The sequence below is a fragment of the Zobellia galactanivorans genome, from assembly GCF_000973105.1.
Taxonomy (GTDB): Bacteria; Bacteroidota; Bacteroidia; order Flavobacteriales; family Flavobacteriaceae; genus Zobellia; species Zobellia galactanivorans.
In genome coordinates, this window is the sequence record NC_015844.1 from 3410023 (window position 1) to 3423663 (window position 13641).

13 protein-coding genes are annotated in these 13641 nt (G+C 41.2%); 3 read left to right on the forward strand and 10 right to left on the reverse strand.

All coding sequences use genetic code 11. The annotated features are described in order from the left end of the window. Nucleotides 1-12: 12 nt before the first annotated feature. From ZOBGAL_RS13855 to ZOBGAL_RS13865, 3 genes are read right to left on the reverse strand one after another with little or no spacing between them, the layout of a single operon-like run. Complete coding sequence (locus tag ZOBGAL_RS13855; protein WP_013994268.1) at nucleotides 13-975, reverse strand: glycosyltransferase family 2 protein; 963 nt, start codon at nucleotides 973-975, stop codon at nucleotides 13-15. 37 nt (nucleotides 976-1012) lie between these two features. Next, entirely contained in the window at nucleotides 1013-2056 is a 1044-nt protein-coding gene (gene meaB / locus ZOBGAL_RS13860; protein ID WP_013994269.1) for a methylmalonyl Co-A mutase-associated GTPase MeaB, read from the reverse strand. 1 nt (nucleotide 2057) lies between these two features. Continuing rightward, nucleotides 2058-2618 carry a DUF2911 domain-containing protein gene (locus ZOBGAL_RS13865; protein WP_046287499.1) on the reverse strand — a complete coding sequence of 187 codons (561 nt, stop codon included), beginning with the start codon at nucleotides 2616-2618 and terminating at the stop codon, nucleotides 2058-2060. 152 nt (nucleotides 2619-2770) lie between these two features. Here ZOBGAL_RS13865 and ZOBGAL_RS13870 point away from each other — a divergent pair, with 152 nt between their 5' ends. Further along, on the forward strand, nucleotides 2771-3196 hold the full coding sequence (locus ZOBGAL_RS13870; RefSeq protein ID WP_013994271.1) for an organic hydroperoxide resistance protein: 426 nt from the start codon (nucleotides 2771-2773) through the stop codon (nucleotides 3194-3196). A 54-nt stretch (nucleotides 3197-3250) separates the two neighbouring features. Here the strand turns inward: ZOBGAL_RS13870 and ZOBGAL_RS13875 are convergent, their stop codons facing one another. The 3 genes from ZOBGAL_RS13875 to ZOBGAL_RS13885 all read right to left on the reverse strand — a co-directional run bounded on the left by ZOBGAL_RS13875 (nucleotide 3251) and on the right by ZOBGAL_RS13885 (nucleotide 6170). Further along, nucleotides 3251-4156, reverse strand: a complete 906-nt coding sequence (locus ZOBGAL_RS13875; RefSeq protein ID WP_013994272.1) for an aldose epimerase family protein — start codon at nucleotides 4154-4156, stop codon at nucleotides 3251-3253. Nucleotides 4157-4355: 199 nt separating this feature from the next. Then, the gene (gene msrA / locus ZOBGAL_RS13880) at nucleotides 4356-5042 is read right to left on the reverse strand and encodes a peptide-methionine (S)-S-oxide reductase MsrA (protein ID WP_013994273.1); all 687 of its coding nucleotides are present in this window, start codon (nucleotides 5040-5042) and stop codon (nucleotides 4356-4358) included. 120 nt (nucleotides 5043-5162) lie between these two features. Continuing rightward, nucleotides 5163-6170, reverse strand: a complete 1008-nt coding sequence (locus ZOBGAL_RS13885; protein ID WP_013994275.1) for a malectin domain-containing carbohydrate-binding protein — start codon at nucleotides 6168-6170, stop codon at nucleotides 5163-5165. A 561-nt stretch (nucleotides 6171-6731) separates the two neighbouring features. On the opposite strand from ZOBGAL_RS13885, the gene ZOBGAL_RS13890 reads away from it, so the two are divergent. Both ZOBGAL_RS13890 and ZOBGAL_RS13895 read left to right on the forward strand, forming a co-directional pair. Then, the gene (locus tag ZOBGAL_RS13890) at nucleotides 6732-6971 is read left to right on the forward strand and encodes a hypothetical protein (protein WP_013994277.1); all 240 of its coding nucleotides are present in this window, start codon (nucleotides 6732-6734) and stop codon (nucleotides 6969-6971) included. 509 nt (nucleotides 6972-7480) lie between these two features. Beyond that, nucleotides 7481-7720 carry a hypothetical protein gene (locus ZOBGAL_RS13895; protein ID WP_046287501.1) on the forward strand — a complete coding sequence of 80 codons (240 nt, stop codon included), beginning with the start codon at nucleotides 7481-7483 and terminating at the stop codon, nucleotides 7718-7720. A 205-nt stretch (nucleotides 7721-7925) separates the two neighbouring features. Here the strand turns inward: ZOBGAL_RS13895 and ZOBGAL_RS13900 are convergent, their stop codons facing one another. The 4 genes from ZOBGAL_RS13900 to ZOBGAL_RS13915 form a co-directional block, all read right to left on the reverse strand. Continuing rightward, nucleotides 7926-9140: a sensor histidine kinase gene (locus ZOBGAL_RS13900; RefSeq protein WP_013994279.1), complete on the reverse strand. Its 1215-nt coding sequence runs from the start codon at nucleotides 9138-9140 to the stop codon at nucleotides 7926-7928. A 139-nt stretch (nucleotides 9141-9279) separates the two neighbouring features. Beyond that, on the reverse strand, nucleotides 9280-10674 hold the full coding sequence (locus ZOBGAL_RS13905; protein WP_013994280.1) for a Gfo/Idh/MocA family oxidoreductase: 1395 nt from the start codon (nucleotides 10672-10674) through the stop codon (nucleotides 9280-9282). 69 nt (nucleotides 10675-10743) lie between these two features. Next, nucleotides 10744-11961: a sensor histidine kinase gene (locus ZOBGAL_RS13910; protein ID WP_013994281.1), complete on the reverse strand. Its 1218-nt coding sequence runs from the start codon at nucleotides 11959-11961 to the stop codon at nucleotides 10744-10746. A gap of 236 nt (nucleotides 11962-12197) precedes the next feature. Next, entirely contained in the window at nucleotides 12198-13406 is a 1209-nt protein-coding gene (locus ZOBGAL_RS13915) for a sensor histidine kinase (protein WP_013994282.1), read from the reverse strand. Nucleotides 13407-13641: the final 235 nt, after the last annotated feature.

Below are 13641 nucleotides of genomic sequence, written 5' to 3' on the forward strand. Positions count from 1 at the left end.
ATTTTTTGCTGATTACGGCTGAACTTGGTCGGCTATGGTAATGCTCTTTATCCTGTAGGGGCGTTTCTTTTGTGATTCGTAGTAAGTACGTATCAAGAGCTCCATTACTATGCCTATGGTAAACAATTGAATGCCGGCCAGTATGAACATCATACCAAAAGTAAGCAAGGGCCTTGTTCCTATATCTTCCCCGAATCCGAATTTTACGATGAGGAGATACATGTTGATGGCAATACCAATAAGTATAAGTACAAATCCAAAAATACCAAAGAAGTGAATAGGGCGCTGAAAATACTTTCTGATGAACAATAGTAACATAATGTCGGCTACTACCTTAAAAACGCGTTCTAGGCCGTATTTTGAGCTTCCTGCGTGCCGTGCATGGTGTTTTACCGGAACCTGTTTGATGCGGGCACCTTCAAAATGGGCCAATAGGGTAATGAAACGGTGCATTTCACCATATAGGTTCAGGTCTTTTGCTATTTCCTTGGTGAAAATTTTAAGGGCGCAACCATTGTCTTTGATATCAAGTTTTGCGGTACGACGAATGAGTGAGTTTGCTATTTTCGAGGGGATTTTTTTTACGAAGGAATCTTTCCTTTCTTCACGTATACCCGTAACCACGTCATAGTCTTTTTCCGTTATGTATTTCAGCATTTTGGGTATGTCGCTCGGGTCGTTCTGCAGATCGCCATCCATAGTAATGATATAGTCGCCCTGTGCGTAGTCGATACCGGCCGCCAAGGCCAAGCTCTGGCCGTAATTTCTTTTGAGGCTGATAAGGTGGACCCGGTCATCTTTCATGTTTTTAATAGCCTTTCGCGTACCGTCGAATGAAAAATCGTCTACGTAGATGATCTGGTAGTTATAACCTTCTAGGCTCTCGTGTATTTTCTTCGTAAGTAAGGCAATATTGTCGACCTCGTTAAATACAGGGATGACAATAGACAGCGGTGATGTTGTTACCAAATTCATGGGGCAGGTGAAGTTTGTGGCAAATTAAGTGAATTATTTAAGAGCTGGTTTTAAAAATGCTTATCAATTCTTCGGCCGCTTGAAACGGACTGATTTCTTTTGCGGTGATCATTTCGGTGTATTTTTTTAAGTTTTTGTTTATCTCCCCAGTCTGAAAAAAATCTGATTTTAGCCGTTCTTCAATGGCTTCATAAAGCCATTTCTCGTTTTGTTGTTTGCGTTTTTCTTCAAAGGCCCCGCTCTTTCGGGTGTCTTTGACATACTGCTCTATCATTGTCCAAATTTCGGTGATTCCCTCGTTTTTCAATGCCGAGCAACTCAATACCTTTGGTATCCAGCCATTTTCCTTCGGTGGGTACAACTGAAGGGCGTTTTTGAATTCTGCTTTGGCCGCCTCTGCTTTTTGGCGGTTGTCGCCATCGGCCTTGTTAATGACTATGGCATCCGCCATTTCAACGATCCCTCGTTTAATTCCCTGTAGCTCGTCTCCGGCACCGGCCAATTTGAGCAAGAGGAAGAAATCTACCATTCCGTGTACGGTAGTTTCGTTTTGTCCTACACCTACCGTTTCCACCAAAATAATAGGGTAGCCTGCGGCTTCGCAAAGAACGATGCTTTCCCTGGTCTTTCGGGCTACACCACCAAGTGAGAGGCCAGAGGGCGAAGGACGGATAAAGGCGTTGGAATCTTTGGCCAAGGTTTCCATACGGGTTTTGTCCCCAAGTATGCTGCCCTTACTTTGCGTGCTTGTGGGATCGACCGTCAATACGGCAATTTTATGCCCTGCAGAGGTCAATGACCGTCCCAAGGTCTCAATGAAAGTACTTTTTCCCACACCTGGTACACCGGTAATACCAATGCGAATACTCTTGTTCTTATGCTTTAAGCATTGTTTAATGATGGCATTGGCCTGCCCATAGTGTTTTTGATGGTTGCTTTCGACTAGGGTAATGGCTCTGCCCAAGGCCGTTTTGTCGCCTTGCTGTAAGGCATCGGCCAATGTTTTCGGGTCCAGGGCAACTTTCCTTTTTTTCCGTATATCGGAAATATGGGTGGAATCTGTATTTTTTATTGGTTTCAAGTTATTTTGAAATAGGTATTTTAATTTTTGTTCTATCCCATGAAATACCGAGAAATAGTTGATTCTGCCTCTCGAAATCTATCGTTAGGTTTTCTATTGGCAGGTTTGTTTCTTCTGTGGGTATTTCTACCTCTAAGACATCGTGCTTAGGTATTCTGGTCGTCTTCTTTCCTCCACTTAAGACCGTTACGCCCCAGTCGGGAATATGACTGTTAAATATGACCGACCAACTCTGGCGGCCAGGTCTCGTCCATAGGGAATAGGTGCCTTTGGCCAAAGGGTAATTCGCTACAAGTATATCGGTAGAGGTAGTGAAAGTTGTGGGTTCGTTCGCTCCTGTACGCCAAATTTCGTCATAGGGGACAAGTTCGCCAAAAATGATTCTGTCTTTTTTGGCAGGGCTGGAGTAACGTACCAGTAGGTCTATGCCGTTCTGGGTGTACGTTGCCGTTTTTTCTGGGCTATGCTTTTTGGTCTGTCTACGCATATAGGGCCCTATTACAAAAACGAAAAGTAGCCCGACGCACGCAATGCCGATGAGTAAGCGTTTTAATAGTTTCATGATTCGGTCTTGGTTCACCTAAGTTACGAATAAGGTGTGTAATCCCTTCTTTTTTTAATCGTAAAGATGTTTTTCACAATAATTTAATAACCTATAATCTTCTTATAAAAATTCATGGCTTAAATTGATGGTGTAATTATAAATTCTACGTAATGAAAACTATTTTTAAAACAGAAGCAACGAATACCGGAGGTAGGGGAGGTCACGTAAAGAGTAGCGATGGCACCCTAGACCTAGATATAAATATGCCGGATGCCCAAGGTAATACGGATGGAAAGTCTACCAACCCGGAACAACTATTTGCAGCGGCCTATGCGACATGTTTTGCAGGGGCACTTCAGGCAGTTGCCAAAGAGCACGATGTTGACGATTTAGGTGATTTTAGTGTAACCGCTATTGTTGGTTTTAATAAGGATGAAGATGGTTTTTTCATCGATGCCACTTTAGATTGCCTGTTGCCTACGGTAGATAAGCAAAAAGGGGAAGACTTGATCAATGCGGCCCATGAAATATGCCCATACAGTAAGGCCACGAGAGACAATATTACGGTGGAACTGAATTTGTTGGTAGAGGAATAAGATTGGCCTTGTAATACGAAGAAAGCCCTAAAAGCATTGCTCTTAGGGCTTTCTTTATATGAGAGCAAACTCATACTTTGAGATATTGCGGTACTTTTCGTTAGGCCTTAACAGGGCACTCGGAAAACTCGGTTGGTTCGGTGCATCGGGAAAGTTCTGTGTCTCGAAACATATGCCCGTAAATTCAGGAGGAGTATAGACGATAAGGGCCGGTTGATTGGTTTTGACCGTCATACTGATGCCTGATTTTTTTGACGAAACCCGTGCCGCCAGATTTGTCTTGGGGTGAATGGCAAAGGGAATGTCGAATCGCGTGTTGCCGATGGGACGTTCAGAAAGAAAATCGTACGTATTTCCTTTTACCGGAACAAATTGGCCTGTGGGTAACTTGTCTTGGGTGGCTTCCGTATAGTGGGTGCAATTAAGCTGCAGGTTGTAGTGGGCCAGAGAATCGGTGTCATCGAGCTTAAAATACGAATGGTTGGTGAGGTTTATTACGGTGGTACGGTCGGTAATGGCCTGATGGTCGATGACCAAGGCGTTGCCCGATAGTTTATAAGTCACGACCACCTTTAGGTTGCCAGGGTAGCCTTCCTCAAGATGCTTGCTGAAATACGATAGTTTGACGAATGGTTCAGGGCCATTGTTGACTTCCTCGAATTTCCAGGTCTTTTGGGCAAAACTTGTTTTTCCTCCGTGTAAGTGAACCCCGTTTATATTGTGCAATGGGTAGTTCTGTCTGTCAATGACGAAACCACCCTTGGAAATTCGTCCGGCATAGCGACCAACGCAAGCTCCCATAAATTTTTTGTCCTGCGGATAGGCACTTGGATAGTCAAGGCCAACGACTACATTTGTATAGTTTCCGTCCTTATCTTTTACTAGCAATTTTTGAATAACAGCACCATAATCTAATACGATTAAGATGATGTTTTCTGTCTGTATCGTAACTTGTTTCAAGTGTCTCGAATTAAAATTATTGCAAAATTATGGGTTTTTTGCAACACGGGAATACTTCTTTCGTCCTTATAATGGAATAAACTTAAAAAACAGAAGACGAAATCTCATCAGTACAAAATCTTTTTAAAATTACTAGCCTTGCAGCTCTTACAGGCAAAGGCAATTTGAAACGATTCCTGAAACAATGGAATTACTCAGATCAATGGACATCTTCTTTTAGATACGCTTTAAAATTCTGTTTAAAGCGGTTTAATCTCGGTACCGATACATTGGTGATATATGGATTGTTCGGGTGTTTGCGTTCGTAATCTTGATGGTAGTCTTCTGCATCGTAAAACTTGGTGAACTCGACTACTTCAGTAGTTATCGGAGCGCCGTCGTATACGTTTTGGTCTTTTAGGGCTTGTATATACCCATCGATAACCTGCTTTTCCTTGTCGTTTTTATAAAACGCAATTGAACGGTATTGCGGCCCTTTGTCGGGACCTTGTCTATTTAAGGTTGTTGGGTCGTGCGAACCAAAGAACACTTGGACCAAGGCCGTAAACGAAATGACTTTTGGGTCGTAATAGATTTTAACGGCTTCGGCGTGGCTTGTCATCCCTCCTCCAACTTGTTCGTAGGTAGGATTCTTTTCCGTGCCCCCAGAATAACCCGATACCACTTCCTTTACTCCCTTTACGCTTTCAAAAATGGCTTCAACACACCAAAAACAACCACTTGCAAAATATGCAGTTTCATATGTATCAAGGTCTTGGGGCGTGAGTCTCGTCAATTCGCTTACACCCTCTTTTTCTGTAGGGGCGATTTTTTTATTGCTGTTCGATTGGCAAGCAGTGGTAAGGGAAAGCCCAAGGGCCAAAAGGTATAATTTTAGAATTTTCATTGTTGTTTTTATTATTAGTTCTTAAAAACGGGAAGAACTTACTTAAAAATAAAAATAGGCAAAAAAATAAGGCCTGTTCGAAAAAATCGGACAGGCCTTATTAATAGGGATGGGAGTGTCTTATGGTTCGACGCTTCCTGTACCTAAAATTTCTATAGCTGAAACTTTAGGTTTGTTGACAGATGCTTCAAAAGTAATTGTCAATTCACCATCTGAAACTTCAATATCGTACATACGGGTGTCTGGTTTTCCGGCTCCGATATCTTTGTAAAGGTCGTATCCGGTAAAAACTTCAGTGTCTTCCATTGTAACATTAAAGATTCTACTGCCGACACCGCCCTCTAGTCCTTCTGGGTTATCAAGGCCCCAATAGATTTCAGCGAAGTAAAGTTTAACCGTATAGCTGCCGTTTGTAACAGGGATTTTATAGGAAAATGGTCCCTTTACCTTAGTGTTGTCACTGATTCTCTCCGTTAAAAAGATGGCATTCATATCCGTGTCTTCTTCAGTGAAAAGCGGATTGGTATAGGCTTCGGTAGGACCGTCAAAATGTTGGTCCGCTAAAAAGAGATTGCCTTCATAAGTAGCCTCTGGGCCTCCACAGTTGATTCTAAGAAGGGTTGGGCCAAGCGGCTCCGTTGACTGGGCGACCTCTTGTGCAGGATTCGATTCGTCGGGATTAAAGGTTATATCTACAGTGCTTGTAATGTCTACGCCATCTAACTTGGCGGATACAGTTACGGTTTCTTCGTTTTCACTACTTACTGTTGCCGTATAGGTCCCGTTTTCGTTATCGGTTACTTCCGATACGGTGGCATTACCGGTAACCGACAATACTACGGTACCTCCACTAGCCTTAAGTAAATTTCCGTCGGCATCCGCCAGTTTGATTGTTACCGTCGAAGTACTGACTCCATCGGAATGGGCCGCAGCAGTGGCGTTTAAAGTTGTGTTCGAATTTGTTGGGTCTGCTTCGGGAGTGGGTTCTGGATCTGGGTCCGGGTCTGGCTCGGGTTGTTGTTCTGTGCCAGTTCCTCCATCATCGCTGCTGCATGCTACCGGTACCATAACGAAAGACACGAATAGCATGGCAAACAGAACTAACCTTGTTAGTAAGTTACGTCTCATAATTCAGTGATTTTAAATTAATTCATTTTCTTTTTCAAAAGTGGCTGCAAAATATTCAAAAGGCGGCCTCAGAACAATAATATTAACTAATAATCGACAAAAGATGAGACTTGATCGTTAGTCCAACTTTTTTGTGTAAGTGGAATATTACAATGTCTGAAAATCAGTGGGTTTCGTTGTAAGATTCTCGATAATATGATAAAGGGGATATTAGAATGTAAGGGCTTCTTATAGCTTGTAGACTTTTACAATAATCGGAGGAGCTTACGGCGATTGATCAGATATGAATGGATACCATCGAGTCATGGTTTTTGGAGAATTAAAAAACAGTAGGTGTGTGGCGGTACTAAAAAATGAAGAATCTACAGTTCTAGGAAGCACTTGTTTCCGATTAAAAACACTTAATCTCGATAAGCTGTTTTTGAGGTCGATTACGTTCATCGATGGTTTTTTACACTTGAACCGAAGTTGTGCAGCTAACCGAAAATAAGGGGTTTTTCAGCGAATGAAACCTCGGTAGGGTGGGGCTTCGGGCGTTTTATATATATAAACGCACAAGTCATGAAAACTATCGCAACTTTAATTTTTGTTCTTTTTATCGGATTGACCGCCCAAGCCCAAACATCGACCGAAGAGGTTAAAATAGACACTGTTGAAATGACGATCGTTACCGAGACTGCTACGGAAGAAGTTAGTCTGGAAAACACTTTGGAAGTTGCCCGTTTGTACAAAAGGGATAACGCTAGGGTAATCAAGGCACTTTCTTTTACTACAAAAAGGAACAAAGCAAAAATGGCTTAATCGATTATTTTCTACAAACCCATCAACATACATAGCAATATTTTTTTAGAACAGTCTCCCTAGGCTTTTTATAACTTTTCTATTTCTCTAGGTAATTGTTTGTGGCAAATACTCACGATAGAACAAAGTCGTATTGACTTGGTACGGCCTAGATATAACTATAGGGATGTCTTGGGAATAATTCCACAGGGAATTCACATATAATATGTATCACATTGCAGTATAATCGTTAGGCACTTTATTGATGGGATGGGGGTATGGCAAACATATTAGAACGAAACTAATTGTGATATTGGCCAAATAGAGATATCTGTCGAGGGGGAATGCATTCTTTTCCGATTAAAAACACTTAATCTCGATAAGCTGTTTTGTAGGTCGATTACGTTCATCGGTGGTTTTTTACACTTGAACCGAAGTTGTGCAGCTAACCGAAAATATGGGGTTTTTCAGCGAATGAAACCTAGGCAGGATGGGGCTTTGGGCGTTTTATATATATAAACGCACAAGTCATGAAAACTATCGCAACTTTAATTTTTGTTCTTTTTATCGGATTGACCGCCCAAGCCCAAACATCGACTGAAGAGGTTAAAATAGACACTGTTGAAATGACGATCGTTACCGAGACTGCTACGGAAGAAGTTAGTCTGGAAAACACTTTGGAAGTTGCCCGTTTATATAAAAGGGATAACGCTAGGGTAACCAAGGCGCTTTCTTTTACTACAAAAAGGAACAAAGCTAAGATGGCTTAAGAAATTAAGGCTTAGCTTATTTATAATAACACACGGAAGTTTCTAATAAAAGAAAAAGCCCCAATCCCATTCCTATGATAGTACTCATTTCTTTAATCGTTGTTGCGCTAGTCTTTTGCAATGTCTTGTTGTTTCCTAAAACGAAAGGAATCTTACGACCCTTGAAAGTAGAGATCGAGGATGGTGGTTCAACAGAAGAATGCGATTAGGTCACATTAGACATCTGATCTCTGATTTCCTTGAATTTAATCGTATAATGGGTGCCTTGTCGACTTAAGTCGCGCATAAGCGAACCTTGTAATTGACGGGTTAGGTTGTGTATTAGTTTTAGACCAAGTGAGTTGGAGTTTTTGTGGTTGGTTTCTTCAGGGAATCCCTTTCCGTTATCGCCCATTTGAAGAATCAGGTAATCTTCTTTTTCTTTTCTTAACTTAATGTTTATTTCGCCTTTATTATCGTCGACTATACCATATTTAAGGGCATTGGTCACGGTTTCGTTAATCAGAAGCCCTAAGGGTATGGCCGTATCTATATTTAATTTGATATTGGGTATATCGATGTTCAAGGTAATATTGGAGCTGGTTCCTTTAATCGACCGAATGAGGTATTCCACTAACTCCTGTACATATGATTTGTATTCTATTTTAGAGAGGTCTTCCCTCATATAGAGCATTTCATGAACCATGGCCATGGTAATTACCCGGTTCTGGCTGCTTTTCAATAGGCCCTTTACATCTTTATCGGTTATGCCTCTAGATTGAAGGCTGAGCAAACTTGAAACGGTCTGTAGGTTGTTTTTTACCCGGTGGTGCACTTCCTTGATAAGGGTTTCCTTTTCGCGAATCTTTTCTTCTAGCTCATTCTTGGTCTTATATAGGTTATGGTGGGCGTGCAGGAGGTTCTTTCCGAAAACTCCCCCTAAAAGGTATATTGAAAACAATACACTGAGAAAGGCAAAAAGATTTTCGGATTCTTTGGGTACCACATTCTCCACAAAATTGAAATCGGCAACATTTTGGGTGTATATCAAGATGATGATGAGGAGGTTGAGATTGAGGTAGAGCGAGCCATAAGCCTTGGTGGTGACATAGCCGGCAACGACGATAAGGGCTAGCACAAAAATAAACGGACTATTGATTCCCCCACTGTATAACGTTACTACACTGGCCCCGGCCAAGGTCATCATTGAAACGATGTTGTATGTGAGGGCAAGATTTTTGTGGTACTTATAGAGTAGGGTGTTGAAGAGGTTTAGAATGCCGAAAATAAGAAAGGCGTAAGGTATAACTTCGGTAATATGTAGAAGAAAATAGCAAAGCGCGGCAAAAATAAGCGAGAGAACGGAAGAATAGTAATTGATTTTTAAAACTAGTCTAACTTTGGTTTTCAAGCGTTTTTCTAGGTCGGTATCCTGCTGCATATAAGATTCGTGTTTTTCTTATCTAAAACCGGTAAAAGTTTAAGAAAAATCTTCCCTTTCCACGGTAAATCTAAATAGGTTTTGGCAATCTATCAAAAAAGTAGGTGTAATACTACCACTTAAAGGCTATGTTTAACATTTATGATCGCTGTTTTCTTGGTTTTAAATCGGTCAGTTCTGAAATCTGAATTGTTTTTTTGTTTTCGATGCTGCGTCTTGCCGCAATGCCGATAAGAATAGACATGGCACCATCACGTATGCCGGCCGTACGGCCGTAGGGGTCGTCAATATCGGAGGTTCTGAAAATTTTGTCCTGTAGGCGTTTATCGCCACCGCCGTGACCATTTTTTTCCATAGGTACGGCTAGGGTTTGATGTGGTTGCCAAAGCGGGTGTACGATGATGCTTTCAAAAGAAAGATCTTCTTGGTCGGTCTGTGTCATTTCTTTTTGGTGTTTTTCTGCTTCGGAAATGGTACTCTCTTTCAAATATGGGATATCTTGAGAAGCTTCGATCCTACCTTTTGTGCCGTTGAACGCCACACGCCAGCCCTCGAAAGGGGAGTAGGTGGTAAGCGAATAGTTCAAGGTGGTATTATCGGTATATTTTACTTGGGCCGACATTTTATCGTAGATATCTATGTCTTCTCTAAAGAGACAATTGTCTCGTATATAACCGTCTTCATGCTCATGGTCAACGTACAACGCTTTCATGAATTTATCCTGGTTGATGTCCCAGTGGAAATCGCAATTCGAACTATGTTGGCAGCTACGGCAATTATCTCCCCTAAACGGTCCGTTTTTGCCGTAGAACTCTAAATCGCCATAGGCGAATACTTCTTCAGGTTCAGAGTTTATCCACCAATTGAGTAAATCAAAATGATGGGTCGCCTTATGCACCCATAAAGAGCCACTACTGTTCATGTTGCCGTGCCATCGCCTAAAATAGGAGGCGCCGTGGTAGGTGTTGAGGTACCAATTGAAATCTACGGAGACCAAGTTGCCAATGGTCTTGTTCATCAAGAGTTCCTTTATTTTGGTGGCATAGGGGCTCCATCGGTAGTTGAAGCCGACAATAAGGTTTTTTTTCGATTTTCTTTCTGCCTCTAAAATGGACTGACATTTGGTTTCATCGGTGGTCAGTGGTTTTTCGGTGAGCACGTCGCACCCCATTTCCAATCCCTTGATAATAAACTGGTGGTGGGTAGAGTCTTTGGTGGTGACGATAACAAGGTCGGGCCGGGTAGTTTTGACCATCTCCTCAAAATCGCTAAAAGTAGGACATGATGTTCCTATATACGTTTTTGCGTAGGCCAATCTACTGGGGTTAATGTCGGATAGGCCTACAAATTCGATGATGTCTGAATATTGGTCGATCAATCTTTTTCCCCAAAAAGTAATACCCCGTATGCCGGTTCCTACCAAGACAACGGAGAGTTTTTTAGAGGCATTAAAAGCGAATGCCTCTAGGGGTAATGCCGTAGTGGCGGCGAGCATGCTGACTGATGACAGAAACTTTCGGCGAGAGTTTTTCATTTTGGTCTATGGTTTCCTAAAGATACAGATTTATGGGAAACAACCCTAAAGGATGTTATTTACGCTTCATCAACCATTGATGCCGGTAAAATGGCGCTCCCGGTCCTTGAAGATGATGTGGTAGCCCGTGCCTTTGTCAGTGGTCATACGTGACACAGAGCCTCTTAGCTGGCGTCCTAGGTTGTGCATGAGCTTCAGGCCGAGAGAGTTGGTGGTCTTATGGTCTATGCTCTTAGGAAAGCCTACGCCGTCGTCGATAATGTCAAGGAAGTAACTCTGGGATTCTTTTTCGTCTTCTTTTAAGAGAATGCTTATTTCTCCTACGCTGTTTTCGGGAAATCCATATTTCAAGGAATTGGTAACGGCCTCGTTGATCAAGAGGCCTAAGGGAATAGTGGTATCGAGACCTAGACTAACATCGGGCATATCGATATTCACTTTGATGTCAAGGTTTTTGTCATTGGCCGATTTTATAAGAAACTCTGTGAGTTCCCTTACGTATGGCCTGAAAGCTATTTTTGAAATGTTGTCTCGCATGTACAGCATTTCATGAATTATGGCCATTGAATTGATTCTGTATTGGCTGCTTTTGGCCAACTCTTTTATTTTTTCGTTAGAGGTGTTCTTAGATTGAAGGCTTAAAAGACTCGACACCGTCTGTAGGTTGTTTTTGACACGATGGTGGACCGTTCTTAAAAGCATTTCCTTTTCTGTGATACCCGTTTCTATCTCATTTTTTGATTGTTTTAAGATTGAGTGTGTTCTTAGTAGATGCTTTCCAAAAACACCAATGAGAAGATAAATGCAAAAGAGCAGGCTGAGTAGACTAAAGGTGTCTTTCGATTCTTCAGGGACTTCGTTGGAGACGATCGTAAACTCGCTCACGGCATATAGGCCCGCAATTATAAGGAGTACCAGTACGAGGTAGGCCTTGCCAAAAAAACGTCCCGAAATATAGCCTCCTAAAATAATGATACTTAGAACAAATATAAACGGACTGTTGATCGCCCCGCTGAAGATACAAATACCGACCACACAAATTAGGGATAAAGATGAACTTGTAAATGCCCCTATAAGGGGATTACCGTGAATTTTAAAGAGAAAGATATTGGTCAGGTTCAATATAGCGAACAAGAAAAAAAATAAAGGGATATGTCCTGTTATATCCAAGGCATATATGACCACAAAGGCCAAGACAAAAGAGAGTACCGATGATGCATAGGCGAAATTGAACAGCAACTTCGTCTGATTGTCGATCCTATTTTGAAACTTGTTTTTAATTGACATTATTACACTAATTGCGACCGTAGCGGAATAAAATATTTGTATACAAGAATACTCTAGCTTGATATGGTTTTATCAAGAAGATACTCTGGTGTAGAGGTATTTAAGAAATGGTTAAAATGGGGTTGCAGCAGAAATCTACAATTTTATTCCGAATTTTCTGTCATAAAAGGACAGAAAAATTTATTTTAGAGCAATCGCAAATAATTTGTAGTTAAAACGCTAAGCGAATATAAGGTTTACGGATTAAATTGATCCGTAATATCTTGAAATACTAACTTGTATTTCGTGCCTTTTTTCGAAGGAATACGCTCCATGTTTCCCTGAAGTTGCCTGGCCAAGTTGTGTACTAGTCTTAGACCTAGTGTATTGTAGTTTTTATAGTCATGGTCTAGGGCATACCCTAAGCCATCATCGCTAATTTTCAGTACATAACGGTCTTGGTCCCGTTTTTCAAGTTCTATTTTTATTTCGCCTTCGTTTCGGTCTTTGAAACCGTACTTTATGGAATTGGTGACCGTTTCATTGATCAGTAGTCCCAATGGAATAGCGGTGTCTATGCTTAACAAAGTTTCAGGAATATTGAGGTTGACTTTTATTTTTTGGTCATTTCGTTCAACCGTTCTTAAAAGGTATTGGGTCAGTTCATTAACGTAAGACCCGAATTCTATTTTTGAAAGGTTGTCTCTAACGTAGAGCATTTCATGGATCATGGCCATTGATGTTACCCGGTTTTGGCTACTTCTGACCAAGGCTTTTATTTGTTCGTTAGGGGTGTTTCTGGCCTGCAAGCTCAATAAGCTGGAAACGGTTTGTAGATTGTTCTTTACGCGGTGATGTACTTCCCTTAAAAGGTTTTCTTTCTCGTCTATACTTTTTTCAATACGTGCCTTAGAGCGATATAGGCGATGGTGGGTACTTAAAAGGTTTTTACCGAATACGCCACCTAAAAGATAAACGGAAAACAACACGCTTATAAGGCTGAACAGGTCACGTACGTTTTCCGGTACTTCATTTTCGATAAAGTCGAAATCGGCATAATCGATTAAATAGATAGAGACAATTGTACTAATGATAAGATACAGATAAATGGTACCGAACCAACGTGTAGAGATATACCCTGCAAGGACGACAAGACCCAATACGAAAATAAACGGGCTATTGATTCCCCCGCTGTACAGGGTGATTACAACTGTGCCCAAGAAAGAGATGATGGAGGTATATATCGCCATGGCCATCAGGTTTTTGTGCTTGTTGAAGGCCAGTACGTTCAATAAATTCGAGGCCGAATAGAAGAAGAAAACATAGGGTATGGTACCGTGCATATCAAAGGCATAGGTACAGATTAAGCCTATGGCCAAGCTAAGAAAAGACGATACATAATTAAATTTAAGTAATAATGTGGTCTTGTCACTTATTCTATTCAGACTTTTCTTTGGCTTTCGCATGTACATGTTTTGGGTCTGCCATTTTTCAAAAAAAAGAAGTGAACCCGCGTGTGATAGACGACACTTCAAATAATATGGTCAACCAAGGTTTTTACGACATCAATATTTATCGAAGTTAAGTTTTTGAACAAAAAATAAGGTGTATTTGCTTAATTTACTGCAATTTACCTTTGGGGTCTATTTGTTCATAGCCCTGCAATAGTAGATACAATTGCATTGAACCAACGTTTTACTC

Bases quoted from the DNA above. Each gene is read 5' to 3' on its own strand.
- ZOBGAL_RS13855 (WP_013994268.1), bottom strand. From the start codon at position 975: ATGAATTTGGTAACAACATCACCGCTGTCTATTGTCATCCCTGTATTT.
- ZOBGAL_RS13865 (WP_046287499.1), bottom strand. From the start codon at position 2,618: ATGAAACTATTAAAACGCTTACTCATCGGCATTGCGTGCGTCGGGCTA.
- ZOBGAL_RS13870 (WP_013994271.1), top strand. From the start codon at position 2,771: ATGAAAACTATTTTTAAAACAGAAGCAACGAATACCGGAGGTAGGGGA.
- msrA (WP_013994273.1), bottom strand. From the start codon at position 5,042: ATGAAAATTCTAAAATTATACCTTTTGGCCCTTGGGCTTTCCCTTACC.
- ZOBGAL_RS13885 (WP_013994275.1), bottom strand. From the start codon at position 6,170: ATGAGACGTAACTTACTAACAAGGTTAGTTCTGTTTGCCATGCTATTC.
- ZOBGAL_RS13890 (WP_013994277.1), top strand. From the start codon at position 6,732: ATGAAAACTATCGCAACTTTAATTTTTGTTCTTTTTATCGGATTGACC.
- ZOBGAL_RS13895 (WP_046287501.1), top strand. From the start codon at position 7,481: ATGAAAACTATCGCAACTTTAATTTTTGTTCTTTTTATCGGATTGACC.
- ZOBGAL_RS13900 (WP_013994279.1), bottom strand. From the start codon at position 9,140: ATGCAGCAGGATACCGACCTAGAAAAACGCTTGAAAACCAAAGTTAGA.
- ZOBGAL_RS13905 (WP_013994280.1), bottom strand. From the start codon at position 10,674: ATGAAAAACTCTCGCCGAAAGTTTCTGTCATCAGTCAGCATGCTCGCC.
- ZOBGAL_RS13910 (WP_013994281.1), bottom strand. From the start codon at position 11,961: ATGTCAATTAAAAACAAGTTTCAAAATAGGATCGACAATCAGACGAAG.
- ZOBGAL_RS13915 (WP_013994282.1), bottom strand. From the start codon at position 13,406: ATGCGAAAGCCAAAGAAAAGTCTGAATAGAATAAGTGACAAGACCACA.